Annotated in this window: 24 protein-coding genes; 21 read left to right on the forward strand and 3 right to left on the reverse strand. The window is 57.4% G+C overall.

Annotated features, from left to right (window positions below; translation table 11 throughout):
* Position 1: 1 nt before the first annotated feature.
* Genes CAMM_RS11615 through CAMM_RS11625 form a run of 3 tightly spaced genes read left to right on the forward strand, consistent with a single transcriptional unit; the run spans position 2 to position 3,669 of the window.
* A complete protein-coding gene (locus tag CAMM_RS11615) occupies positions 2-508 on the forward strand; it encodes a universal stress protein (RefSeq protein ID WP_040355600.1) in 507 nt (168 codons plus the stop codon).
* Between the two features lie 8 nt (positions 509-516).
* Complete coding sequence (locus CAMM_RS11620; protein WP_003847844.1) at positions 517-693, forward strand: DUF2613 domain-containing protein; 177 nt, start codon at positions 517-519, stop codon at positions 691-693.
* A gap of 39 nt (positions 694-732) precedes the next feature.
* Entirely contained in the window at positions 733-3,669 is a 2,937-nt protein-coding gene (locus tag CAMM_RS11625) for an alpha-(1->3)-arabinofuranosyltransferase domain-containing protein (protein ID WP_003847845.1), read from the forward strand.
* On the opposite strand, the gene CAMM_RS11630 is transcribed toward CAMM_RS11625, so the two are convergent.
* Positions 3,594-4,685, reverse strand: a complete 1,092-nt coding sequence (locus CAMM_RS11630; protein WP_003847846.1) for an acyltransferase family protein — start codon at positions 4,683-4,685, stop codon at positions 3,594-3,596. The two genes, CAMM_RS11625 and CAMM_RS11630, sit on opposite strands and share 76 nt — an antisense overlap.
* A 33-nt stretch (positions 4,686-4,718) precedes the next feature.
* On the opposite strand from CAMM_RS11630, the gene CAMM_RS11635 reads away from it, so the two are divergent.
* Together CAMM_RS11635 and CAMM_RS11640 are read left to right on the forward strand one after the other, a co-directional pair.
* Positions 4,719-5,738, forward strand: a complete 1,020-nt coding sequence (locus CAMM_RS11635; RefSeq protein WP_003847849.1) for a porin PorA family protein — start codon at positions 4,719-4,721, stop codon at positions 5,736-5,738.
* Positions 5,728-7,215, forward strand: a complete 1,488-nt coding sequence (locus CAMM_RS11640) for an MmpA family trehalose lipid delivery protein (protein ID WP_003847851.1) — start codon at positions 5,728-5,730, stop codon at positions 7,213-7,215. The genes CAMM_RS11635 and CAMM_RS11640 overlap by 11 nt, the downstream gene beginning before the upstream one ends.
* Here the strand turns inward: CAMM_RS11640 and CAMM_RS11645 are convergent.
* The gene (locus tag CAMM_RS11645) at positions 7,148-8,239 is read right to left on the reverse strand and encodes a glycosyltransferase family 4 protein (protein ID WP_003847853.1); all 1,092 of its coding nucleotides are present in this window, start codon (positions 8,237-8,239) and stop codon (positions 7,148-7,150) included. The genes CAMM_RS11640 and CAMM_RS11645 overlap by 68 nt on opposite strands.
* 37 nt (positions 8,240-8,276) lie before the next feature.
* Between CAMM_RS11645 and CAMM_RS11650 the strand changes: the two genes are divergently transcribed.
* On the forward strand, positions 8,277-9,044 hold the full coding sequence (locus CAMM_RS11650) for a class I SAM-dependent methyltransferase (RefSeq protein ID WP_040355716.1): 768 nt from the start codon (positions 8,277-8,279) through the stop codon (positions 9,042-9,044).
* A 7-nt stretch (positions 9,045-9,051) separates the two neighbouring features.
* Here CAMM_RS11650 and CAMM_RS11655 read toward each other — a convergent pair whose 3' ends face one another.
* A complete protein-coding gene (locus CAMM_RS11655; RefSeq protein ID WP_003847860.1) occupies positions 9,052-10,878 on the reverse strand; it encodes a phosphoenolpyruvate carboxykinase (GTP) in 1,827 nt (608 codons plus the stop codon).
* A gap of 413 nt (positions 10,879-11,291) precedes the next feature.
* Here CAMM_RS11655 and trmB point away from each other — a divergent pair, with 413 nt between their 5' ends.
* From trmB to CAMM_RS11730, 15 genes are all read left to right on the forward strand, one after another.
* Positions 11,292-12,041 (forward strand): tRNA (guanosine(46)-N7)-methyltransferase TrmB, encoded by a 750-nt coding sequence (trmB, locus tag CAMM_RS11660; RefSeq protein ID WP_003847861.1) that lies wholly within the window; start codon positions 11,292-11,294, stop codon positions 12,039-12,041.
* Complete coding sequence (locus CAMM_RS11665; RefSeq protein ID WP_003847863.1) at positions 12,041-12,634, forward strand: NYN domain-containing protein; 594 nt, start codon at positions 12,041-12,043, stop codon at positions 12,632-12,634. Before trmB ends, CAMM_RS11665 begins: the two co-directional genes overlap by 1 nt.
* 13 nt (positions 12,635-12,647) lie before the next feature.
* Positions 12,648-15,053 carry an MMPL family transporter gene (locus CAMM_RS11670; protein ID WP_003847866.1) on the forward strand — a complete coding sequence of 802 codons (2,406 nt, stop codon included), beginning with the start codon at positions 12,648-12,650 and terminating at the stop codon, positions 15,051-15,053.
* Entirely contained in the window at positions 15,054-16,097 is a 1,044-nt protein-coding gene (locus CAMM_RS11675) for a lysylphosphatidylglycerol synthase transmembrane domain-containing protein (RefSeq protein ID WP_003847868.1), read from the forward strand.
* Positions 16,094-16,450 (forward strand): DUF3054 family protein, encoded by a 357-nt coding sequence (locus CAMM_RS11680; RefSeq protein ID WP_003847869.1) that lies wholly within the window; start codon positions 16,094-16,096, stop codon positions 16,448-16,450. The genes CAMM_RS11675 and CAMM_RS11680 overlap by 4 nt, the downstream gene beginning before the upstream one ends.
* A 94-nt stretch (positions 16,451-16,544) precedes the next feature.
* A complete protein-coding gene (locus tag CAMM_RS11685; protein WP_003847871.1) occupies positions 16,545-17,603 on the forward strand; it encodes a FecCD family ABC transporter permease in 1,059 nt (352 codons plus the stop codon).
* The gene (locus CAMM_RS11690) at positions 17,600-18,316 is read left to right on the forward strand and encodes an ABC transporter ATP-binding protein (protein ID WP_003847873.1); all 717 of its coding nucleotides are present in this window, start codon (positions 17,600-17,602) and stop codon (positions 18,314-18,316) included. Before CAMM_RS11685 ends, CAMM_RS11690 begins: the two co-directional genes overlap by 4 nt.
* Positions 18,313-19,257, forward strand: a complete 945-nt coding sequence (locus CAMM_RS11695) for an ABC transporter substrate-binding protein (protein ID WP_003847875.1) — start codon at positions 18,313-18,315, stop codon at positions 19,255-19,257. The genes CAMM_RS11690 and CAMM_RS11695 overlap by 4 nt, the downstream gene beginning before the upstream one ends.
* 146 nt (positions 19,258-19,403) lie before the next feature.
* Positions 19,404-19,706, forward strand: coding sequence for an urease subunit gamma (locus tag CAMM_RS11700; protein WP_003847876.1), 303 nt, complete (start codon positions 19,404-19,406; stop codon positions 19,704-19,706).
* Between the two features lie 27 nt (positions 19,707-19,733).
* On the forward strand, positions 19,734-20,051 hold the full coding sequence (locus CAMM_RS11705) for an urease subunit beta (RefSeq protein WP_003847878.1): 318 nt from the start codon (positions 19,734-19,736) through the stop codon (positions 20,049-20,051).
* A gap of 43 nt (positions 20,052-20,094) precedes the next feature.
* Positions 20,095-21,807 (forward strand): urease subunit alpha, encoded by a 1,713-nt coding sequence (ureC, locus tag CAMM_RS11710; RefSeq protein WP_040355605.1) that lies wholly within the window; start codon positions 20,095-20,097, stop codon positions 21,805-21,807.
* 11 nt (positions 21,808-21,818) lie between these two features.
* Positions 21,819-22,295, forward strand: a complete 477-nt coding sequence (gene ureE / locus CAMM_RS11715) for an urease accessory protein UreE (RefSeq protein ID WP_003847883.1) — start codon at positions 21,819-21,821, stop codon at positions 22,293-22,295.
* The gene (locus CAMM_RS11720) at positions 22,276-22,995 is read left to right on the forward strand and encodes an urease accessory protein UreF (protein WP_003847884.1); all 720 of its coding nucleotides are present in this window, start codon (positions 22,276-22,278) and stop codon (positions 22,993-22,995) included. Before ureE ends, CAMM_RS11720 begins: the two co-directional genes overlap by 20 nt.
* Positions 22,996-23,021: 26 nt before the next feature.
* Positions 23,022-23,636 (forward strand): urease accessory protein UreG, encoded by a 615-nt coding sequence (gene ureG / locus CAMM_RS11725; protein WP_003847886.1) that lies wholly within the window; start codon positions 23,022-23,024, stop codon positions 23,634-23,636.
* Positions 23,637-24,515, forward strand: a complete 879-nt coding sequence (locus CAMM_RS11730; protein ID WP_040355607.1) for an urease accessory protein UreD — start codon at positions 23,637-23,639, stop codon at positions 24,513-24,515.
* Positions 24,516-24,619: the final 104 nt, after the last annotated feature.

The raw sequence follows: 24,619 nt of genomic DNA on the forward strand, positions 1-24,619 counted from the left end.
TATGAATACTGCACAAACCATGCTCATCGCCTATGACGGTTCTGACCGTGCCGTACGCGCTATGGAATACGCTGCGCGTTATCTACAAACCAGCACGGTAGAAATCCTAACGGCGTGGGAGCCCGTGGCCCGCCAGGCAGCTCGCGTGGTTACGCGCACGGGGTTGCAACAAGCCGCGATGGAAACTGAAGCGGCAGAAAATGACCCGGCTTATGAAGAAGCCCTGGCCATTTGTCGCGAAGGCGTTAAGGTCGCTGAAGATCTCGGCCTTGCCGGTCGTGCGCATTTAGTGGAGTCAGCAACGACTATTGCTTCTGCTATCGTGGACGCGGCAGATGAGTTAGATGTTGATATTATTGTCACCGGTACCCGCGCCTTGAAGGGCTTTCGCGGCTGGTGGAATAACTCCACGGCGGAACATATCGTGCGACACGCCGGCCGCCCTGTCTTCATTGTCCCACCGGAGAAGGATGATGAGGATGAAGATGACCCAGAGTACTTCGAATAAGGAATAAGATGATCCCTCGCACTTTTGGCCCCGCCTTAGGCTCCGTCGTCGTGGGCATTGCCCTGGGAATTGTCACCGTCATTGGGGTTGCGCAATTTTCTGGGCAAGATTCCGTTCCTTCGGGACATGCGGTACCTGCTGATGATGCCGTGCTGGGCAGCCCCGAATACGGATCTCGCGGATAATTGTATGTTCATGCCATCGGGTGGGCTATCTGTGCCCTCATGGCTTTTGTGCAGCCATTTGGCTTAATCGCTGCCGATACTAAACATGATTTAGCCGCCAACCCACTGGGGTTTTTAACCGGCGCATTTTCGGTCTACTCGGATAATTTCACGCTCGGCCAGCTACAAAACCAAGCCTACGGCTATCTTTTCCCCCAAGGCTCCTTCTTTCTTCTCACCGACTTTTTACCCGATTGGGTTGCCCAGCGCCTGTGGTGGACAATAGTTCTCGGCGTTGGCTATTCCGGCTTCGTTGTTCTGGCCCGCAAGGTTTATCCCACCTCGATGCCGTGGCTGGTACTCGGCGGAGTGGTTTATGCTTTTAGCCCGCGCGCGCTGACGACGCTCACGGCGATTTCCTCGGAGACCTGGCCGGTGATGCTCGCGCCCTGGGTTATCGCGCCCTTTGTTGTGCAGCGAATTTCCTGGCGCCATATTGCGGCGGCCATTGTCCCCGTCGCGTGCATGGGCGCTATTAACGCCACCGCGACTTTGGCGGCATGTCTTCCCGCGGCCATCGCGCTGATCTATCGCAAACAATTCAAAGCACTCGGGATGTGGCTTGTAGGCTGCGCGCTGGTCAGCGCCTGGTGGATTGGCCCGCTGCTGATCCTTGGCAAATACGCACCCGCTTTTACCGACTATATTGAGTCTGCGTTTGTGACCACCCGCTGGTTAAACCTGCCGGAAATCCTCCGCGGCACCACCAGCTGGTCCACCTTTGTCGAAACCGAGCGCCAAGCCGGCTCCTTGCTGACTTCCGAACCGCTGTTTGTCCTTGCCACCTGCGCGGTCGCAGCCGTCGGTCTCGCGGGTCTGTGCCGCTTGCCCAAAGTATGGACCGCGATGTTGCTTATCGGCATCGCCATTTTGGGCATCAAGTTCGGAATCTACCTCGACTTCCTCGACGGCGCCGGCGCCTTTATGCGCAACCTGCACAAATTCGACCCCCTGGTGCGCATCCCGCTCAGCCTGGGTGTGGTCGTAGCCGTGCACAAACTCGCCACACGCCAGATGGCCGCAGCGGTGCTGGTGGTCTTGGTGGTGCTCACCAGCACCGCACCTGCGTGGTCGGCTCGTTTGCTACCCACCGGTGCGTATGAAGAAGTCCCGCAGTACTGGCAGGACGCGGCCGATTTTATCAATGACAACGCCGAGAACACTCGCACGCTCATCGCGCCGCAAACCTCCTTTGCCCGCCAAGACTGGGGCTGGACGCGCGATGAACCCGCGCAGCCTCTGGTAGAAACTCCCCTGGCATTTCGCGATGCCATTCCGCTGATTCCGTCCGAAGCCATTCGCGGTCTAGATGGAATCATGGATATTTTGCGCTACGACCCCACCGAAGGTGCGAAAGCCCTGCAGCGCTTAGGCATCGGCGCGGTGCTCTACCGCCACGACTTAGATAATTCCTTTACCGAATTCGACCCGCACGAACTCCCCGGGCACGTACATACCTTCGGCGAAGTCGACGTGGTGCTGTTGGATAAGCAGCCTGACATGCTGATCTCCGATGATGAACCTGTCACCGTAGCCGGCGGCGGTGAAGTCCTCGCCTTGCTGGATATGCTGGGCACGCCAGGCCCACGCAGGTTGGTCGAAGAAAACGCGGAGATTGTCACCGATACTCCCGCTCTGGTGGATAGAAACTTCGGAACCCTAGACGGCGCCGCCAGCGCGCAGATGGCACCGGAGGATCCCACAACGTCGAATAACGCCGCGCGCGATTATCCCAGCGCGGGGCCTTTGACCACAGTCGACGAAGGCGCGGTGCACCTATCCGCGGAATCTTCCGCCAGCGATGCCTCTGCGTTTGGCGGTGCGAACCCGGCGCGCTCACTGACTGCGGCAAGTGACGGCAACCCCGAGACCGCCTGGTGGCCTGCGCCCGGGCACACCGGTTGGGTGGAGCTGGAAGGCGAATTTCCGACGCCGTCGATTACGCTAACCGCCACCGAGGACACGGAAGTCATTATCCACGGCGCCGATGGCGCGAATGTGAAAGTGTCGCTGAAGGCGGATACCCCGCGCACGATTGCAGTGCCGGGTGGGCCGACCACGCAGATTCGTGTGGAGTTGACCAAACGGGTGGGCATCGCGGAAATCGCTGAGGCATCGCGCGTGGTGAAAGTGCCAGATACCTCGCCGAATGTGCAGCAATTTATCTTCCAACGGCTATTTCTGGATACCGGGATCATCATCCGCGAATTCACCGCGCCGCGGGGGATGACGGTGACCTTGGATGCGGACAGAGCAGAAGTGCTTATCGATGACACCCTCTATTCCCCCGGCGACACGCTGACCTTAGACAAAGGCACACACCGGCTCGAAACCCGGGCGCAATGGGTCAGCTTGAGTGCTTCCCCACCGCACTCCGAATATGCGGCGACTGGCAACGAGATTGCCGCAGCCGATCACGAGCGGATTTTGAATACCGGCCGGGCGTTTAATGCTGGTCTGCGCGGCTTTATTGGGGATGTGGAAGTAGACGCCGTGGAAGTGGATGCGGCCAGCCAAGCTTTTGTCATTCCCGCCGGTGTTGAAGGAACCTTCCGCATGGAGCATGAGGCCAATGGGCTCTACCGCGCCTGGTTGATTATTGGCGGCGCAGTCGGCATTGCCACGGCCATGGCGTGCGCGTGGACGGGACGGTTGCGCGGTGAGCCCGCTCACCTAGACATGGCGCGCCCGTGGCTTTTGGGCATGGTGGTTCTAACCGCCATCAATTGGGTCTTTGGGCTGGTTGCCGTGGCCATGTGGGCGGTTGTCCGCTGGACTAATTTCAAACCGGAGTATCTCAGTCCCGCGCTGATGTTGATGACGGGGGCGATGTTGGCGAGGGCGCCGTGGCCATCGGAAAGCTATGCCGGTGACTCGGTCTTCGTTGGGGCTTTAGCTGCCGCGGCGGTTGCGTGCCTTTTCTTGCCGCGGAAATAAAAGCGCGCGGGCTCCTCCACCAGCTCGTAGCAGGCGTAGCTCACCGCGATGGTAAATGCGACGGTGAGAATGAAAATCAGCAGGAAGTGCCCGGAAAACACCGAGATTCCGGTTAGCGGGAACATCAGCCCCAAAATCGCGACGTGCCATAGGAAGATGGAATAGGAAATCTTGCCGAGAAATTGCCAGGTTTTACTTTCCAAAACCTTCGACGGCCCACCCAGGGCATAAGGCACGACGAGGCACGCGGCAAAGCAAGCACCAGCGAGAATGCGGCGGTTGAACTCCCCGGGCTCCGGATGCACGAGTCCCTGGGGTCCGAACCATTCGCGCGAGGCCAGCCACATGATCACGGCGGCAACAACCCAGGCGACGGGGCGAATTTTGGAGGTTATGTGCACGCGGCCTTCGTATTCGGCGGCCAGCATGCCGATGGCAAACCACGGGATATAAGACGGCGGCCAAATCTGGAAGTTGATGCCGTCGCCATCGAAGGCGGCGACAAAGGGCAGCCAGGGCCAGGCAAAAGATAACGCGGCAGCGCCGATAATCACCGCGACGCGGCGGTTGTGCGTCAGACCGCGCAGGCTTAGGGCTATCGCGGGAAGCGCCAGGTAGAAAGCAACCTCGACGCACAGCGACCAGAGGTGCGTGAGCCCCGGAGCAAGGCCATCGGGGATGTAGATCTGTGTCAAGGTGAGGTTGGTCAGGATTTGCCAGATATCCATGCTGCGGGCATCGGGGTAGAGCAAAATCACTGCCACGACACACACGAGATACGCGGGGACGATGCGAGCTGCGCGGTTGCGGTAATAGGTGGGATTGACCGGGCGGCGCCAGAGGACAAAGGCGGACAGGGCGAAGAAGACGGCGACGAAGTAATCGAAACGTTCGGCGACGGCCCAATCGGTGCCGGTTTGGAAGGAAACGTGGGTGACAACAATCCCGAGTGAGGCTACCGCGCGGATACCGTCTAGGGCGGGCAGGTGCTGCGGTACAGTACTAATCGTTATCACCTCCTTGAGTTTGAATTGGACAACCTTCCTTAAATGCTACGTACTCCATCTTCCTTGAAGCTCACCACTATCATCGCACTGGTGTGCTTGATTGTAGGTGCCTTGGCGCCGACCTTGATTACGCAGCGCACGCGCCCTTTATCTTTCAAGGAAGATATTTCCGTGTCCAAGGGCTCCGAGCACGCGCAGGTGGCGCGCTGGGAGGATTATGAAGGCTGCGAGGACGGTCTCAAGTGCGTTGTCCAGACGCAGGATTTAGACATTGATCGTCATTCCACCACGGCGAAGACGGATGTGGATGATGCCGCGGCGCATTCGGAAAGCTCCATTACCATCAGCTTAGATGGCGAGCAGATTGCCGAGATTGCGCAGACCGCGCTGCTTAACCGCGAGTCGGCGTATCCGATGGCGGGTCTGGATACTAACCAGGAATTTACCGTCGCCGGCGAGACCGTGCTCTCAGCCGAGGGCGCGGAGATTGATGGCATTGATTATTTCTTCCCTTCGCAGACTGAACAGCGTTCTTATCCGTACTTCGATACGGTGATGCAAAAATCCGAGCCGATTGACTATCTCACCGATGAGAAAATCGATGGGATTCCCACCTATTCCTTCTATCAACAGCGCCAGGGCGTCAATGTTGATCATCTCTTTGCCGATCCGCACTTCCCCGGCCGCGCCGGGGACCTTTATTCCGACGCAGAACTTGCGGAGCTAGATCTGGCCGCCGATGACCACGTGGAGCTAAAACCGTATTACGCCGTGGAGCGCACCGTGTGGGTGGAGCCTACTACCGGGCGGATCGTCGATAGCAATGAAAAACTGCAGATTTACCTGGCGCAATCACAAACAGAAGCACCCACGGGGGAACGCACACTCTTTTCCGCCGATATTTCCTGGGATGAGGAATCGACCCAAGCCGAGTTGGATAAAGTGAAAAACACGGTGATGGCGGTGCAGGTCGCCACCATCGTTGGTTGGGTGCTCGCCATTATTGGTGCGGTATTATTGCTCGCCTGTGCGTGGCGTTTTAGCAGGCAGCGTGAGAATTAGGCTGATCTTCTGCGCCTTTTCGGCGGCCGCTGTCGCGGCGGTAGTGTGGCCTTTTCTCTTCGGCGGGCAATTAGCCTGGCGCGACATGCTGGTGCTGGATTCGCCCGGCATGACTGCCACCAACTTTGGCGGTGGGGACCTGTTTGCGCGGAACGCGCCGCAAGATGGGGTGCTGGCGATCATCGCTAAGCTTGTGCCCGCCACCTGGGTGGTCAAAGCGCTCATGGTGGCCTCGGCTATCGGCGCCGCCGCCGGCGCTTGGTGGTTGAGCAATAAAGAACTCCTGCCCACTTTGGCAGCCATTGGTCTCGCGGTGGCCAATCCCTTTGTCATCGAAAGGCTCATGCAAGGCCAGTGGTCTTTGGTCATTGCCGCGTGGTTGTTGCCGTTGATTGCCGCCGCAGCCCTCCACGGTGTCACGCTGCTGGTCTGGCTGCTCATGTTTGTCGCTTCCCTTACGCCCACCGGCGCGCTAGTTGGGTTGATTGTGGCCGTGGTGTGTTTGCGCAAACATCGACTGCTCACCCTGGCGCTGGGGGCGCTGTATACCGCACCGTGGGCGATTCCAGGTGTTATCGCGACCTTTCGCGGCGGACAAGAAATGAATGCCCAAGCCGCCGCCGAAGCTTTTGCCCCGCGCGCGGAAGAAGCCGTGGGCACCGTGGGCGCGCTGCTGGGATTAGGAGGTATCTGGAATGCTGATGCCGTGCCCGAATCCCGGCACTTAGGCTTTGCCCTTTTTGGCCTGGGCGTTTTTGCCTGCGTGCTTGTAGGCGCACGCTTTGTGCCGCGCCGGTTACTGGTGCTTGCTGGGGTGGGGCTTGCCATCGCTACTCTTGCCTGGCTGTGGCCGACCGGCATGGCCTGGGCGCTCGAGCATATCCCCGGCGCGGGCCTGGTGCGCGATAGCCAAAAGCTACTCCTGCTGGCACTACCCGGCTACGTTATGGCGCTTGGGCACATCCCTGCCCGACACACCGTCGCCGCAGCGCTCGCTTTGGGCTGCGTCATCCTGCAAACCCCGGACGCGGCGTCGTCCCTGTCGGTTCTGCGCGGCACGCAGGCCCCGTTGGTAGATAACAACCTCGTGGCAGAGATCAACGAGCGCGATGTGTTATTTATTGACCGCCACACCCTGGCTGATATCGATGGCCGCTTGGTGGTAGATCCCTATTCCAAGGTGGTCAACAAAGTTGAATCCGGAAGCTTAAGTGTTGATGGCACCCTGGTGGATCTTCCCAGTCCCCGCTGGCAGGCTGCCATGCAGGCGTGGGAGGACAATGACCGCACAGCGCTGGAAGATTTAGGCATCGGCGTAGTGGTCGAGGACGAAAAGATTATCGCTGAAACCTCCGTCACACCACACAGCGTGCCGTGGATTTTAACCAGCCTCTGGCTGTTGAGCCCGGCTATTGCTGGGTTAGCCTACGCAGGAGTTCTTCGAAACGAGCGCCGGTCGAATCCCACGAAAATTTAAGCGCAAAGTCTTTGGCGGCCGCGCCTAATTCCTCGCGCAACTCCACGTCGCGAATCAGCCTCCGGGTGGCATCAATAAACCCTTGTTCATCGCTAACCAGCAGCCCGGTTGTATTATCCTGCACGCTATCGCGCAGCCCGAAAGAATAACCGACCGTCGGCACGCCATGTTGGGCAGCTTCCATCACTGCCAAGCCCCAGCCTTCTTTGCGCGAGGGCATTAAGTGAATATCGGCGCGCGCTAATAGCGCGTGTTTATAATCCTCGGTCACCTGCCCGTGGAAGATGACCTTGTCCAACACGCCCCGCTCGCGGGCATAGGCGCGTAATTCTGCCTCCCACCAGCCGCTGCCGATGACGTCCAAGGTGGCATCGTCAAGCGCTGCGACAGTATCAATCGCGTGCTCAATCTGCTTATAAGGCACCAGACGCGACAAGGTGACCAAGTGAATGGGCGTCTCGCGCGCAATCAGCGGAATGTGCTCGGGGATGGGGTCAACGCCATTTTCAATAATCTGGGCATCGGGCACCCCAAGTGCCAGCAAGTCCGCGCGGGAGGCTTCCGACACTGTCACCGTCTGCGAATTGCGGTAAACCCAGGGGGCGACGCGAGATTCCAAAAACCAGCCCAGGGGCCCGATAACGCGCCCGGCCACCGGCCATACCTCGCGGTGGCAATGATGCGTTAATAACACCGTGGGCTTGCCGGATACCAACCGCGCGAAGAAAGGAATACCATTTTGGGTATCAATAACTGCGTCAAACCCGCGCAAGGGACCGATGCCCAAGCGGGCGGCAACTATCATCGCTAAGGCTGCTGGATATACGCTGTATTTGGCGCCACCACGGGAGTATCGCACCCCGTTGCGCACCTCGCGCCGCGCGGCATTCATGTGCCGGGAGGTGCGAAAGACCACCTCGTGGCCTTGGGAGACCAGATACTCCCCGACGCGTTCGAGGTAGCGTTCTGAGCCGCCGCCTTGCGGGTGGGTGGAGTCGCGCCAGCACAACAGGAGGATCTTCATCGTGGATAATAAGCCTAGCGGGTATCGCCTCAAGTCTTTGACGCACACTCGGGCTGTCGCGACGTTTTCACGCGCTTGGAAGCTGTTGCGTTCCTTCCGGTTTGAGCAAACCCAGCCTCATGTTTTTTATTCCGGTCTGGCGCACGACACCGCTTTGCTTATCGATGCCCTCTGCCACGACTTCGCTCTCTCCCTGAGCGGTGCCCGCGTTTTGGATGTCGGCGGGGGCCCAGGATATTTTGCCGCCGAGTTTGAATCCCGCGGTGCGCGCTACGTCGGCGTGGAGCCGGATGCCGGGGAAATGTCGGCGGCGGGCATTGCCGTCAGCCAGGCTGTGCGCGGCGATGGAACTGCCCTGCCTTTTCGCGACGATACTTTTGACGTGGTTTATTCCTCCAATGTAGCCGAGCATATTCCCAACCCGTGGACGATGGCCGATGAGATGCTGCGCGTTGCCCGCCCCGGAGGGCTGGTGGTGCTGAGCTATACCGCGTGGTTGGGCCCTTTTGGTGGCCATGAAACCGGCTGGTGGCAGCACTATATCGGCGGTGATTTTGCGCGAAGACGATATGAAAAGACCCATGGGCATCCGCCGAAGAATGTCTTTGGCACCTCGTTATTTGATCTCTCCGTGCGCGAAGGGCTGGAGTATGCCCGCGGCAAAGAGCTCCTGGCGGCTTTCCCGCGCTATCACCCCGCTTGGGCGTGGTGGATTGTGCGCGTGCCTCTCCTGCGTGAGTTTCTTACCTCCAACCTCGTGTTGGTATTAAAAAAGCCCGCCCACCACGAGGGCGGACGGGCTTAGTTAGTTCTTATAGCCGTGCTTCGATGCGCTCTTGCAGCGCGTCAAGCTGGTTGTGTACTTCTTGTGGCACGCGTGGGCCCAAGAAGCGCAGGTACTCGAGGTTGTCTTCGAGATCGGAGCCCCACTCAGCAGGATCAACACCCAAGGCTTCCTTGATGTCATCCAGTGGAGTATCCAGGCCGGTCAGATCCAGGTCTTCTGCACGGGCGGTGCTACCAATAACGGTTTCTTCCGCACCGACGTTGCCCTCAACGCGGTCAATAACCCACTTGAGTACGCGGGAGTTCTCGCCGAAGCCAGGCCACAGGAAGCGGCCGTCTTCACCACGACGGAACCAGTTGACCAGGAAGATCTTCGGCAGCAAGTCGCCGCCCTTATTGCCCATGTCGATCCAGTGCTGCAGGTAGTCACCGGCGTTGTAGCCGATGAAAGGCAGCATAGCCATGGGGTCGTGGCGCAGGGAGCCGACCTTTGCTTCTGCTGATGCCGCGGTCTGACCCGATGCCAGCAGGGAGCCGATCATGGTGCCGTGCTCCCAGTCGAAGGACTGGGTCACGAGTGGCACGGTGCTGGAGCGACGGCCGCCGAACAAGATGGCGTCGAGCTTAACGCCCTTCCAGTCATCAAATTCTGGGGCTGCAGTTGGGCACTGGGAAATTGGGGTGCAGTAGCGCGAGTTCGGGTGCGCTGCAGGAGTAGCCGAGTGCTTGTCCCAGTCTTCGCCGGTCCAGTCGATGAGGTGCTCTGGGGTCTCACCATCCATGCCTTCCCACCACACGTCGCCATCATCGGTGAGCGCCACGTTGGTGAAAATCGTATTGCCAGGCTCCATGGTCTTCATCGCGATCGGGTTAGATGCGTAGTTGGTGCCAGGAGCAACACCGAAGAAGCCGTTTTCTGGGTTGACGGCGTACAGGCCATCTTCGCGCAGGTGCAGCCATGCGATGTCATCGCCGACGACCTCGGCGGTCCAGCCCTCAAGGGTTGGGGTAATCATAGCCAGGTTGGTCTTGCCACACGCCGATGGGAAAGCACCAGCGATGTGGTACGCCTTGCCCTCTGGAGAGATCAGCTTCAGGATGAGCATGTGCTCCGCCATCCAGCCTTCTTCCTTAGCCATGACAGAGGCAATACGCAGGGCGTAGCACTTCTTCGCCAAAATGGCGTTGCCGCCGTAGCCCGAACCGTAGGACCAAATTTCCTTGGTGTCTGGGAAGTGCGTGATGTACTTGGTGTCATTGCATGGCCATGGAACATCTTCCTGACCTGGCTCCAACGGTGCGCCCACGGAGTGCAAAGCGTGCACGAAGTCGCCGTGCTCGCCGATCTTATCCAGCGCATCTTGGCCCATGCGGGTCATAATGCGCATCGACAGCACAACGTACGCTGAGTCAGTCAGCTGCACGCCCAGCTTTGGGTTGGGATCGCTGATAGGGCCCATGCAGAAAGGAACAACGTACATGGTGCGCCCGCGCATCGAGCCACGGAACTCCTCCGTCATCTCTTCCTTCATGGCTGCCGGTGGAACCCAGTTATTGGTTGGGCCGGCATCCTCTTGGTTTTCTGCGCAGATAAAGGTGCGGGACTCTACGCGCGCGACATCCGAAGGGTTAGAACGTGCTAAGTAAGAATTAGGACGCTTTTCCTCATTCAGCTTGATCAGGGTGCCTTTTTCCACCAGCTCCGCAGCGAGGCGGTCAGCCTCTTCCTGCGAGCCATCGATAAAGACCACCTGGTCTGGCTGGAAAAGCTCGACATTTTCATTAATCCATTTAATGAGCTCTTCGTTATTAGTTGGTACTTGACCAACGAGGCCTTGAATAGCGGCGGTCATCTACTAAATCTCCTGCGATAATTGGGAAGGATCTTCTCTGAGTTAGTCTCAAGCACCAGCCTAACTGTCAGAGTGAAGAAATTGGACTAGATTCTTCACACGCTGGTTATATCCACCGAACCTACCACAATATTTGCTGCCCGAACAGGACGTAAACCACAGATAGAGGTTTGGTTTCACACCCCTTAACGGGGGCAGACAAGGAAACGTAGGCCGCGAAACTACTTCCACACGGCCACCCCCGCGCCGCAACTGGTTATACCCGCCCACGCAAAAGCTGGTGTTTTTGTACACTTTTGGACGTCAATCTTTGCCTCTACCGCCTTGCCCATGGACAATAGTGTGAGATAACAGTAAGCAACTTTTGTCACAGCTTGTTTTTAATTACTAACTAACCCTTAAAAAGAAAAATTATGGATAATACCGAAACCACTTCAGGCCGACCTCCGCAGACTGATTTCAACACAGTCTTTAATAATGATCTGGACTATCCGCGCCTCGGCAATGTCACCTTCCGCCGCGGCACGTTGACGGAGAATCAAGAAGCCTTGTTCACCGAGAACTGGCCCGTCCTGGGCAAGGATCTTTCCGATGAGATCATCGATATCGATTCCTGGTTCGGCCGCTCGGGTCATAAAACCATCGTGGAGATTGGTTCCGGTACCGGCACCTCGACCGCAGCCATGGCACCGCTGGAAGCAGATACCAATGTTATTGCCGTCGAGCTATATAAACCCGGCCTTGCCAAGCTCATGGGGCAGGTAGTGCGCAACGACCTTGATAATATCCGCATGGTGCGCGGCGACGGCGTCGAAGTACTCGTGCGCATGTTTGAGCCAGAATCCCTTGATGGCCTGCGCGTCTTCTTCCCGGATCCGTGGCCGAAAGCCCGGCACAATAAACGCCGCATCATCCAATCCGGCACGCTGAATCTTTTTGCTTCCCGCCTCAAAAAAGGCGGGGTCTTGCATGTCGCCACCGACCACGCGGACTACGCCGAGTGGATCAATGAGCTCATCCACGTCGAACCCACGCTGGAGTACAAGGGTTGGCCCTGGGAGTCGTGCCCTCAGCTAACAAACCGCCAGGTCATTACGAAGTTCGAAGGTAAAGGTCTTGATAAAGACCACGTAATTACTGAATACCTGTGGGAAAAGAAATAATGAGCACGACATATGCCCTAATCTGGGACGCGCCGAATATGGACATGGGCCTCGGCGCCATTTTAGGCGGTCGGCCCACCGCGGCTTACCGCCCCCGCTTTGATGCCATTGGCCGCTGGGTCGTGCTCAACGCCCGGGATTTAGGCGCGGAACCGCAAGCATCCGTATTTACCAACGTCACCCCCGGCGGCGCAGATGTCATCCGCCCCTGGGTTGAAGCCATCCGCAACGTCGGCTTTTCCGTCTTTGCGAAGCCCAAAACCGAAGAGGACTCCGACGTTGACCCGGACATGATTGAATACATCCTGGACAACCGGGATGACCTTGCAGGGCTCGTCGTAGCCTCGGCGGATGGCCAAAACTTCCAGCCGCTGTTGGAAGAAATCGCCAATGACGGCATTCCCGTGACCATCTTGGGCTTTCATGAGCACGTGTCCTGGGCTATTTCTTCTGAGAATCTGCACTTTGTGGATTTAGAAGATATCCCCGGGGTCTTTCGGGATCCGCTACCGCGAGTCAGCCTGGATGCTTTGCCACCAGAAGGTGCTTGGCTGCAGCCTTTCCGTTCCTTGTCCACGTTATTAGAGCACTAGGAGTCGTTGAGACGTGTTTTTAAAATGGGGCCACTTTTCCTACGCCTACCGTAAAATCATTCCCTTTGTGCTCATCGGCATAATCCTCGCGCTCTTTGGCATCTTCGGTACCCAATTAGGTGACCGCATGAGCCAAGAGGGATGGGAAGATCCCAACGCTGCCTCCACGCAAGCTGCCCAGATTGAAAACGAGGTCTTCGGCCGCGATAAATCTGGCGATGTCGTCGTCATGGTCAATAATCCGCAGGAGAGCTTGGAGGAAGGCCGCGAGTACGTCGACAAGCTAAAAAGCTCCTACCCGCAAGAAATTGCCCAGGTCAATAGTTATTTCGATACCCAAAACCCGAATCTGCTCAACGACTCCGGCGATACCGCTTTCATCGCCATTGGTCTCGCCGGCGATGAAGAACAGACACTTAAAGACTTCCGCACCATCCAAGATGCGCTGACAGATACCTCCCTGGATGTCGAAGTCGCTGGTGCCACCGCCGTCGCCGATGCTCTCGATGCCGGCATGGCTGCCGATATCTCCCGCGCCGAGCGCGCCGCACTGCCTCTGGTGGGCTTGTTATTGCTGGTCGTCTTCGGCTCCGTCGTCGCTGCTTTCATGCCGCTGGTCGTTGGTGCCCTATCTATCTTGGGCTCCATCGGCATTTTGGCGATCCTGGCGGGCTTTTTGCAGGTCAATGTCTTCGCCCAAGCCGTGGTCACCCTGCTCGGATTAGGCTTGGCCATCGACTACGGGCTGTTCATGGTCTCGCGCTTCCGCGAGGAATTAGATAAAGGCCGCGAGGTCAAAGATGCGGTTGCAGTAACCACCGCTACCGCGGGACAAACCGTGGTCTTTTCCGCCGCCATGGTGGCGGTGGCCATCTCAGGGCTGTTCATCTTCCCACAGGCCTTCCTCAAATCGGTCGCCTATGGCTCCATTTCCGCGGTCGGTTTAGCAGCGCTTTTGTCTGTTACCTTGCTGCCGGCGCTGTTTGGTTTGCTGGGGCACAACATCGACAAGTGGTCTATCCGGCGCACCAAACGCACCGCCCGCCGCTTGGAAGATACCTGGTGGTACCGCCTGCCCAAGTGGGCCATGAAGCACGCGAAGCTAATGACGGTGGCGATTTGTGGCCTGCTCATCGCGCTGACCTTGCCCATTGTCAATATCTCCTTCGGCGGTATTAATGAAACCTACCTGCCGCCGAGGAATGAAACTCGTGTCGCGCAGGATAAATTCAACGAAGAATTCCCAAGCTTCCGCACCGAGCCAGTCAAACTCGTCGTCGACAATGCATCGAACGAGCAGCTTGTCGATGTCATCATGCAGGTCCGCGAACTCGACGGGTTGACTTCACCCATGGCCCCATCGTCCGCAACTGTCGATGGCACCACGGTGCTCTCTGCCGGCATCGAAGACCGTGATGATTACGCCGATATCGTCCACGAGCTGGAAAACCTCAACGCCCCTGACGGAGTAAACCTATACGTCGGTGGCACTCCAGCGATGGAGGTGGAATCCCTCGACGCACTCTTCGACAAGCTGCCGTGGATGGTTATCTACATTCTCGTGGCAACATTTATCCTCATGGCCTTGGTCTTTGGCTCCGTCGTCTTGCCGATGAAGGCGATTTTGATGACGGTGCTGACCCTGGGCGCAACCTTGGGTATTTTGACCGCCATGTTTGTCTCCGGCATAGGTTCTGGCTTGCTCAGCTTCTCCCCCGGCCCGCTGATGAGCCCGATTCTGGTACTTATCATTGCGATTATTTACGGCCTTTCCACGGACTATGAAGTCTTTTTGGTCTCGCGCATGGTCGAAGCCCGCAAGCAAGGTGCAACAACTGATGAGGCGATTAATTCCGGCACCGCGCACACCGGTGGCATCATCACCGCGGCGGCACTGATCATGATTGTGGTGGCCGCAGCCTTTGGTTTCTCCGATATCGTGATGATGAAATACATCGCCTTTGGCATGATCTTCGCGCTGTTTATCGACGCCACCATCGTGCGCATGCTGCTGGTCCCCGCCGTGATGCACTTGCTGCGGGAAGATAACTGGTGGGCACCGAAGTTCATTCATAAGGCCTATGAAAAAATGGGACACGGTAGCGAGCCGGCGATGGCAACCGCGCCTGTTGCGACTACAGTGGGCGCAGCCAACTTTGAGCCACAGCCCGAACCTGTGGCCCAAGAACTTGGTGAAGAAGAGTTCTACGACTCTTATAACGACCACCAACAATGGGAGGAAGACCACGTGGCTGAAGAAGATTATGATGGCCCCGGCCGCTCGGGACGCACCATTGACGAAGATGAATCACTCGTTCCCTTTAATGTTTTGATGGAGCGCTTGGCTCAAGAGCGTCGTTCTATCAACCGCGCACCTGAGCACCGCCGTCTGCCTCGATCCAAGGACGATAACGCATAAATGACAATGCAATCCGGGATGCGCTGGTTGCGCTGGGGAGCCTCCTTATTGGTTCTCTTCGTGCTGGTGTGGGTCTTTCGCGACGAGCTTGATTTCCTTGGGGAAGGATTTCAGCGACTCCAAAAGGCTAATCCGGTTGCGGTTACCGTCGTCATTATTGCCTCGGTGGCATCGTTAGTCGCGATGAGTGGGGTGATGCAACAGCTCATCATCGCCGGCGATGTCTCGGTGTCGCTGAAAGAGGCAACCGCCGTGTCCTTTGCGTCGAATGCGTGGTCCACCACGCTTCCCGCAGGGCCGGCCTTTTCCGCGCTATTGACCTTTCACGTGCAGCGCTCCTGGGGCGCCACAGTCGCATTGTGCGCCTGGTTTTTCGTCGTGTCTTCGGCCGTGTCCACCATCTGGCTGGTGCTCATCGGACTTTCCGGTGTCATGCTTTTCAGCGCCTCCATCGCGCTCAGCGCCCTGCTTACCTCGCTCGTGCTCATGGTGTTGCTGCTTGCCGGATTGTTCTGGGTGACCAATAACCCCTTAAAAGTAGAACGCTGGTTGCGACGGCAAAAACTCATCTCGGGCAAGATTCTTAAAGGCATCGTGGAGCAAGTCCGCAACCTCAAAGAAGTCCATCTGTCGCGGTACCAATTCCTGTCGGTCTCCGCATTTTCTTTAGGCCACCGCCTTTTTGACATGGCTTCACTGTGGGCCTGCGTGTGGGCTGTTAGCGGTGCCATTCCCTGGATGAACGCCGGGGAAAACCAAACCACCTTAGCCGGAGTCACCCTGGCTTATATCACCGCTAAGCTTGCCGGCTCCGCACAGATCACCCCGGCCGGTCTGGGCACGGTGGAAGCAGCGATCATCGCCACGCTGGTGGCCACCGGCATGACCGCGGTGGATGCGACAAGCGCTGCCGTTATCTACCGCCTGATATCGTTTGCCCTGATGACCGCTATTGGCTGGGTTATCTACTTCTGGCACTATGCGCGCAAAGGCCTCAAACTATCCTCGCTAAGCACTTCCATGCGGGAGAAAGAAGAACAATGACTAAACAGCTCACCTACGACGTGATTGCCATCGCCATCTTTGCTGTCCTGGCACGCTTTGCCCACCCACCGGTGACCCTCGGTGGCATCTTTGATGCTTTCTGGCCCTGGGCCATCGGCGCTGTTTTAGGCTGGGGAATTTTGCGCTGGGTATTCAAGACCACCAATATCTGGGCGCAAGGTGCCACCGTGTGGGCGTCCGCGATTATCTTTGGCATGATCCTATGGGCACTCGTGAATTCTTCCCTCCCGCATTACAGCTTCCTCATCGTCGCCATCACCATGTCGGCGCTGCTGCTTTTTGGCCGCCGCGCAATCTCGCAGTGGCGGGCGCGCAGAACGGTTGCAGCTTAACTTCACACCCCACCGTGAGTGCAGGTCACTCACGGTTTTATTGTGCCCATTCCACGCTTTGTTATTCAATTGAACGATTGATACTCTTTGCAGAATGAGTACTGATGTTTTGGGTTTTCGCGCGCAACGACGCCGGGCTCAGATCTGGTCAGCAGTACTAGTCATTGCCCTTGCCGTAGTACTCGCACTCGGGCTGATAATCGGGCCGACGCCGCTTCATCTCGCGGATTTGGGCACGATTTTATCCCACCATCTTTTCGGCTCCGCCCTGCCGGACAACCTGCACACAGCAGATGCCATCGTGTGGGACATTCGCTTGCCACGACTGCTCTTAGGCGTAGCAGTCGGCGCGGGGCTCGCAGTCGCCGGCGCCATTTTGCAGGCGGTCGTGCGCAATATGCTCGCTGATCCTTTTACTTTGGGCATCAATTCGGGTGCATCGACAGGCGCTGCGATGGCCATCCTCTTTGGTGCCGGCGCCATCTTCGGCGATTTCGCGCTGCAGGGCTCCGCTTTTATCGGCGCGGCCGTGGCGGCGGCATTGATGTTTTTCGTCGCGCGTACCGCCGGGCAGTTAACTTCGGTGCGCTTGCTCATGGCGGGCGTGGCGGTTGGTTATGCCCTATCCGCGCTGACGTCTTTTTTAATCTTCGCCTCCGATTCCGCCGAAGGCACACGCTCGGTGATGTTTTGGCTGCTCGGCTCCTTAGCCCTCGGCCAATGGGATCTCACCCTGCCCGTGACCTTTGCAGTCGTTCTCATCATCACCATCATTTTGTGGTGTTTGGGCCCGTGCATCGACGCGCTGACCATCGGCGATGACGCCGCGCTTACCCTGGGCATTAACCCAGATCGCATGCGCGCAATACTTGTGGTTTTAGTCTGCATCGTGGTCGGCGCGGTTGTCGCTATGGCCGGTTCCATCGGCTTTGTCGGCCTCGTCGTCCCGCACGCGGCCCGGCGCATGGTCGGCGGTACCCACCGCTATATGTTGCCGGTCGCCGCGCTATTAGGCGCTGCACTGCTGGTACTCGCCGATATTGCCTCCCGCACGCTATTGGCACCGCAAGAAATTCCCATCGGCATCCTCACCTCCTTAGTCGGCGCACCATTTTTGCTGGTCTTGATACGAAAGATGAGCGCACGATCATGATTACCGTTGACAACTTAAGCTTTCGCAATATCTTGCACAATATTTCCCTGCAGATTCCCAACCACGGGATTACCGGTTTGGTAGGTCCCAATGGCTCCGGCAAGACCACGCTGTTGCGCTGCATGTACGGCGCTAATAAGCCGACGTCTGGGCAGGTGCTTGTCGATGACACTCCGTTGCCAAAACTCTCCTCCCGCGACTTAGCCCGCACGATATCTGTGGTCGGACAAGAACACGGCGAGCCACCACCGATGACGGTCGCGGAGTTAGTGCGCCTCGGACGCTTGCCGCACGGGGATAACAAAGAACAGCTCATCCTGGATGCGCTTGCGCGCGTGGGCATGGTGGATAAAGCTACTCGCCCGGTCGCGCAGTTATCCGGTGGTGAGCGTCAGCGCGCGATGATTGCGCGAGCTTTTGTCCAAAACACCAAGCACATGCTTCTCGATGAACCCACCAACCACCTCGATATCTACTACCAGCTGGAGGTCTTTCAGCAGCTCGTAGAGCGAGAATCCAATGCGGTGGTCGTGCTGCACGATCTCAACAGTGCCTTAGCTTATTGCGACACTGTGCATCTACTGGATAAAGGACAGATTGTCGCCTCTGGCCCGCCCGATGACGTGCTGGTCCCAGAGATTCTCGAACCCATCTACCGGGTGCGTGTTCAGCGCACCGTCAACCATCTTCACCTCGAAAGGTTTGATTCATGAAAAGATCCCTCATCGCCCTAGCTTTACTTGGCTCTTTGGCGGTGGCGGGCTGTACCGCACAACAACAACCCTCGTCCGAAGCCACGGGTGACCACTACACGGTAGAAAATTGTGGCAATACCTGGGGTTTTGACACCGTGCCGCAGCGAGTAGTTGTCCAAGATGTCTCGGCGGTGCAAACCCTCGCGGAACTGGGCGTTTTAGATAGCGTGGTGGCCAAAGCAGGCTACTTCCCTGACACCTACTTTGATGACGAGACTTTTCAGCAAGTCGATGCCATCCCAACGTTGACCGATCGTCTCGGCGAGGCTGGACACTTGGAAATTACAAAAGAAGCAGTGCTTGCTCAAGAACCTGACCTGATCGTGGGGTTTAGCCCGACCGTGCGCGATACCACGGTTAACAATATCCCGATCATCAACGAGCCCGGCTTTTGCGGTGAGGTCCACGATGCCTCTTTCAATGATGTCTATGAGCACATCGACCTTTACGCCGACATCTTCCAAGAGCAAGAGCGCAGCGAAGAATACAAGGCAGAGCTGAAATCCCGCATCGATGCTCTCGATGCCAACGCCGGCCAGGGGCGTTCTGTCGCCGTGCTATATCCAGCAGTCAAGGGCTCGACGGTCTATGCCTATGGCACCGACTCCATGTCCAATGCCGTGGTCTCTGCCGTTGGCCTGGACAATGTCTTCGGCAAGGAATCAGAACGCGTTTTTGAAATCAGCGCCGAACAACTTGCCGCGGCGAACCCGGATGTCATCGTCTTGCTCAATTCCGGTGAAGACGACCTGGAATCCTATGTCACGTCCCTGCCCGGCGCGACGTCGATCACCGCGGTCCAGGATGAGAAAATTATCCCGCTAGAGCTCGCTTTCGCAGAACCTCCCACACCCTTTGCCGTAGACGGCGCAGAAAGCTTGGAACAAGCTTTGAAATAAGACGTTTGACCAGGCGTTTTCCGGGGGCGCCTCCCGATTTGGATCGAGGGTTTAGAATAGACAGTAATGTGTGCTTTCGCAAACATTACGCGACCGTTTCCTGACGGCTCGTTGAATAACCAAATAGATCTAGATGGAGGATTTCCATGCACTTGACTCAGCGTGAGCAAGAAAAGCTCTTGATTGTGGTCGCAGCTGATTTAGCGCGGAAACGTAAAGAACGCGGGCTAAAGCTCAACCACCCCGAAGCAAAGGCGTATATCACCGCAGAACTGCTCGAAGGCGCACGCGACGGCAAGACCGTCGCAGAGCTGATGAGCGAAGGTGTCACCTACTTGTCTCGTGAAGAAGTCATGGAAGGCGTGCCAGAGATGATCACCGACGTGCAGGTCGAGGCCACATTCCCCGACGGAACCAAGCTGGTTACTGTCCACAACCCGATCCGCTAACACCACGTCGCACAGGAGAACAATTTCATGATTCCCGGTGAACTCATCTTCAACGCCACCGAAAAAATTCTTATCAACGAGGGCAAAGAAGCAATCACCCTCGAGGTAACCAACAAGGGAGACCGCCCAGTTCAGGTCGGATCCCACTTCCATTTTGCCGAGGCGAATGCTGACCTGGAGTTTGACCGCCAGGCGGCCCAGGGCAAGCGCCTTGATATTCCTGCTGGCACAGCTGTGCGTTTGGAGCCAGGAGATTCTCGCACCGTCGAGCTGATTGATTTCGGCGGACACCGCAAGATTTACGGCTTCAACGCCGAGCTCAACGCCAAACTCAACCGTGCTTAATTCACACGGTCCCGCTTTTATATCAAGGTTTTAGGAGAAATAATTGTCTTTTGAAATGGACAGACGCCAATATGCTGAGCTCAACGGCCCAACCACTGGCGACGGCGTGCGCTTGGCAGATACCAACCTCGTTGCCATCATCGAATCCGATGCCACTGTCTACGGCGAAGAAGTATCCTTCGGCGGCGGCAAAGTAATCCGTGATGGCATGGGCCAAAATGGGCGCTTAACCGCTGTCAATGGCATTCCAGATTTGGTCATCACCAACGCGCTCATCATTGACTACACCGGCGTCTTCAAAGCCGATATTGCTATTAAAGATGGCAAGATCTTAAAAATCGGCAACGCCGGCAACCCCGATACCCAGGACAATATCGACATCATCGTCGGTGTTGCTACCGAAGTCATCGGCGGCGAAGGGCTCATTATCACCGCCGGCGCGATTGACACGCACATCCACTACCTATCCCCGGATCAGGTAGGCGCGGGTCTAGATAATGGCACCACGACCTTTATTGGTGGCGGCACCGGCCCGCTCGATTCGTCGAATGCCACCACCGTCACCGCTGGCCCCACCAATTTGAAGACCATGACCAAGGCCACCTCCGGTCTGCCGGTCAACCTGGGCTTTTTAGGCAAAGGCCACGCCTCCGAACCAGAAGCGTTGCGGGAGCAAATTCGAGCAGGCGCCGTCGGGCTGAAGGTGCACGAAGACTGGGGTGCAACGTACCACGCCATCGACGTCGCCCTCGCCGTTGCCGAGGAGATGGACATTCAAGTCGCTATCCACTCGGACACGCTCAATGAAGGCGGCTTTGCCGATAACACCATCGCTGCATTCAAAGACCGCGTCATTCACACCTTCCACACCGAAGGAGCCGGCGGTGGACACGCACCAGATATCTTGAAGGTAGCCGGGCTGAACAACGTCCTGCCGGCCTCGACCAACCCGACGTTGCCTTATACCGATAACACCATCGACGAGCACCTCGACATGATCATGGTCTGCCACAACCTCAACCCAGATCTGCCGGAAGACGTGGCATTTGCGGACTCACGTATTCGCAAAGAGACCATTGCGGCCGAAGACGTGCTGCACGACCGCGGCGTTTTGTCGATTACCTCGTCCGACTCCCAGGCAATGGGCCGCGTCGGCGAAGTAGTGCTGCGCACCTGGCAGGTTGCTCACCGGATGAAAGAGCAATTCGGCCCGTTGGCAGGTGATAGCGAAAACAACGACAATAATCGCATCAAGCGCTACATCGCCAAGTACACCATCAACCCGGCCATCGCCGCGGGTATCTCGCATGCCGTGGGCTCGGTGGAAGAAGGAAAACTCGCAGACCTAGTGATCTGGGAGCCCGCGTTTTTCGGCGTCAAGCCGAAGATGGTGCTGAAATCAGGTGTCGTCGTTCGCGCCATCGTGGGCGATTCCAACGGCTCCATCCCAACCCCGCAGCCACGCACCATGCGCTATGAATACGGCGCATACGGCGACGCCGCTGGTCAAGCCTCGGTCACCTTCTTGCCCACCGCTGCTTTTGAAGCAGGCTTGCCGGAGGAATTGGGCATCAACCGCACATTCATCGAGGCAAAGAATATGCGCACGATTTCCAAAAAGGACATGAAGCACAACGACGCTACCCCGCACATCACCGTGGATCCGGAAACCTACGAGCTCACCGTCGACGGGGAAAAGATCACCTCAGAACCAGCCTCTGTTCTGCCCATGGCCCAGCGTTACTTCCTGTTTTAGAAAGGACATCAGTGATTATTGACAACATCACGGACAACGTCGCAGAGCTTAACGATGCAGACCTTGCCGCCCTGACCATCGACGAAGTCTATTTCGATGACGAAACCCGCCTCAAGCGCATCCAGCGCGTCACAGCACAATCCGGTGAGGAACTCGCGCTGCGTCTACCCACCGGGTTTCGCGAAATCAAAGACGGCGATATCTTGCACCGCGGCGAAAATACAATTTTCGTCGCCAAGATGAAACCAACCGATGTACTAGTCATCGCCCCGCGCAGCATCCAAGAAGCCTTGGTCGTGGCACATACGCTGGGCAATCGTCACCTGCAAGCCCAGTTCTTCGATGCTAACTCGCAGTTCGGCGCCGAGGTCATGGTCGTGCGCTATGACCACACCGTCGAGCACCACCTGCAGCATGCCGGTGCCCCGTATTCCCGCGGTGAATACGTCATGCCTGAGGCCTTCCGCCATGCCGAACATACCCACTAGTCGCCGCGCGCAGCTGGTTATCTGGCACTTAACAGACTCGGCATTGCCCACCGGCAGCTTTGCCCACTCCGCAGGCTTGGAAACTTATGTCCAAGCCAACCACGTGCACGACGCGGCCACTTTTAGCCAGTGGTTGCAGGGCTATCTGCGCCAAGCCAGCTACAACGACGCCCTCGCGGTGAAGCTCGCGGTGGGGTTGGCGGGGGCATCGACAAGCGATGGCGACAAGCTAAAGCACTTGGCCGAGCTGGATGCCTTGCTGCACGCTGCCCAAACGCCGAAGCAGGTTCGCGTATCGATGAACTCCATGGGAAAACGCATGGCACGGGTTGCCAAGATCGTTGCTCCCGAGGACTTTTTGGTCCAGGAGTACGAAAAGGCGATTAGCGGCCGAGAAATGCATGGCAATCCTGGCATCGCCACCGGCCTCGTGCTCGCCGCGGTGGGTGTCAGTGAGCGCTTGGCTGTCGATGCCTACCTGATGCAACTTGCGACGTCGATGACGCAGAACGCGATTCGTGCGATTCCGCTGGGGCAAGATGCCGGGCAACGCGTGCTTGTCGATGCCTACCCCACCATCGAATTGGCAGGCGAGATGACCATGGCTCATTCCATGGCGGATTTGGGCGTGGTCGCACCGCGCCTGGAAGTTGCGCAAATGCAGCACGAAAAGCTGCACTCGCGCATGTTCATGTCTTAAAAACTACAAAGATAAGGATTTATGCAATGACATTAATCAAAATCGGGATTGGCGGACCGGTAGGTTCCGGAAAAACTGCCCTGGTAGAACGCATTACTCGCGCGCTCGACGGCGAAGTATCCATGGCGGCCATCACCAATGATATCTACACCACCGAAGACGCCAAGATTCTAGCGCGCGAAGGTCTCCTGCCCGAAGACCGCATCATCGGCGTAGAAACCGGCGGCTGCCCGCACACCGCGATTCGTGAGGATACCTCCATGAATGAGGCCGCCATCGAAGAGCTGGAATCGCGCCACTCCGACTTGGAGTTGGTTTTCGTCGAATCCGGCGGCGATAACCTCTCCGCGACGTTTTCGCCCGAGCTGGTGGATTTTTCCATCTACATCATCGATGTCGCCCAGGGTGAAAAAATTCCGCGCAAGGCTGGCCAGGGCATGATCAAATCCGACATGTTCATCATTAATAAGACCGACTTAGCCCCGTATGTCGGCGCGGATCTATCCGTGATGGAAGAGGACTCGAAGCAATTCCGCGGCGAGAAGCCCTTTGCTCTGACCAACCTGAAGACCGATGAGGGCCTGGATCAGGTCATCGAGTGGATTCGCCACGATGTGCTCATGCAGGATCTCGCCAAGTAAATGTGGACGATTCCAAAAAGCGCATTTCACCATGTTCCGCCGCGCCCGTTAATGGGTGAGCTGGAGCTGGGAATTGCCCTCTCCGGTGGCAAATCCATCGCCACCACCCAGTATCACGCACGCGCGCTGAAGGTGATTCGTCCGCATTACCTGGATGATTCCGGTCAGGTGTATTACACCATCGTCAACCCCGGCGGCGGTTATGTCGGCGGGGATGCGTACCAGATGACAATCAGTGTGGCCGACGGTGCTTCCGCGTTGATTACTGATCAATCCGCGGCGAAGGTCTATCGCACTCCCGATGATTACGTGGTGCAAAACATCGAGTTCAACCTCGGTGAAAACGCCGTGTTGGAATACATCCCAGACCAGCTGATTTTGTACCGGGACGCAGATTTCCGCCAGCGCATTATCACCAGGATGCATCCCAGCGCGTCACTGTTTCTCTCGGATATCATCACTCCGGGCTGGTCACCGGATGGCGGCAAGTTCCTCTACGAGCAAGCGCATCTACTCAACGAGGTACACATGGATGGCGGGCCGGTGCTGCTGGATAACCTGCGGATTAATCCGCTTGCCAGCGACTTCCGCGACGGACAGGGGTTTTTCCTGGACGGCCGCACGCACATCGCCACAGCGATCTGCTTCGATCCCGGCATTACGCCAGAGCTTATCGATGCCCTCTCTGCCCTCATCGACAAGCACCAAGCTCACGATACGTCGATGATCGCCGCGGTGACCGAATGCGACAAGCCTGGCTTCGTGCTGCGTGCGCTCGGCAACCGCACCGAAGAACTGCATGCGTTGGTGCTCGCCACGGCAAATTACGTGCGCTCGCAGCTGCGCGGCCAAGGTGACATCCACCTGCGCAAGTACTAGTTTCCTAGTGCCTGTGGATAACTTAGACGTCTGAGTGACGTGTCATGTTAAGTTTCCACAGGTTCTGGGGCTTGCTCTAGCGCAGGCGTGCGCAGGCTTTTTAA

This window comes from Corynebacterium ammoniagenes DSM 20306, assembly GCF_001941425.1.
Taxonomy (GTDB): domain Bacteria; phylum Actinomycetota; class Actinomycetes; order Mycobacteriales; family Mycobacteriaceae; genus Corynebacterium; species Corynebacterium ammoniagenes.

Bases quoted from the DNA above. Each gene is read 5' to 3' on its own strand.
- trmB (WP_003847861.1), top strand. From the start codon at position 11,292: ATGGATAATACCGAAACCACTTCAGGCCGACCTCCGCAGACTGATTTC.
- CAMM_RS11700 (WP_003847876.1), top strand. From the start codon at position 19,404: ATGCACTTGACTCAGCGTGAGCAAGAAAAGCTCTTGATTGTGGTCGCA.
- CAMM_RS11680 (WP_003847869.1), top strand. From the start codon at position 16,094: ATGACTAAACAGCTCACCTACGACGTGATTGCCATCGCCATCTTTGCT.
- CAMM_RS11635 (WP_003847849.1), top strand. From the start codon at position 4,719: ATGCTACGTACTCCATCTTCCTTGAAGCTCACCACTATCATCGCACTG.
- CAMM_RS11695 (WP_003847875.1), top strand. From the start codon at position 18,313: ATGAAAAGATCCCTCATCGCCCTAGCTTTACTTGGCTCTTTGGCGGTG.
- CAMM_RS11615 (WP_040355600.1), top strand. From the start codon at position 2: ATGAATACTGCACAAACCATGCTCATCGCCTATGACGGTTCTGACCGT.
- CAMM_RS11655 (WP_003847860.1), bottom strand. From the start codon at position 10,878: ATGACCGCCGCTATTCAAGGCCTCGTTGGTCAAGTACCAACTAATAAC.
- ureG (WP_003847886.1), top strand. From the start codon at position 23,022: ATGACATTAATCAAAATCGGGATTGGCGGACCGGTAGGTTCCGGAAAA.
- CAMM_RS11705 (WP_003847878.1), top strand. From the start codon at position 19,734: ATGATTCCCGGTGAACTCATCTTCAACGCCACCGAAAAAATTCTTATC.
- CAMM_RS11730 (WP_040355607.1), top strand. From the start codon at position 23,637: ATGTGGACGATTCCAAAAAGCGCATTTCACCATGTTCCGCCGCGCCCG.
- CAMM_RS11620 (WP_003847844.1), top strand. From the start codon at position 517: ATGATCCCTCGCACTTTTGGCCCCGCCTTAGGCTCCGTCGTCGTGGGC.
- CAMM_RS11675 (WP_003847868.1), top strand. From the start codon at position 15,054: ATGACAATGCAATCCGGGATGCGCTGGTTGCGCTGGGGAGCCTCCTTA.
- CAMM_RS11625 (WP_003847845.1), top strand. From the start codon at position 733: ATGGCTTTTGTGCAGCCATTTGGCTTAATCGCTGCCGATACTAAACAT.
- CAMM_RS11690 (WP_003847873.1), top strand. From the start codon at position 17,600: ATGATTACCGTTGACAACTTAAGCTTTCGCAATATCTTGCACAATATT.
- CAMM_RS11685 (WP_003847871.1), top strand. From the start codon at position 16,545: ATGAGTACTGATGTTTTGGGTTTTCGCGCGCAACGACGCCGGGCTCAG.
- CAMM_RS11665 (WP_003847863.1), top strand. From the start codon at position 12,041: ATGAGCACGACATATGCCCTAATCTGGGACGCGCCGAATATGGACATG.
- CAMM_RS11720 (WP_003847884.1), top strand. From the start codon at position 22,276: ATGCCGAACATACCCACTAGTCGCCGCGCGCAGCTGGTTATCTGGCAC.
- CAMM_RS11645 (WP_003847853.1), bottom strand. From the start codon at position 8,239: ATGAAGATCCTCCTGTTGTGCTGGCGCGACTCCACCCACCCGCAAGGC.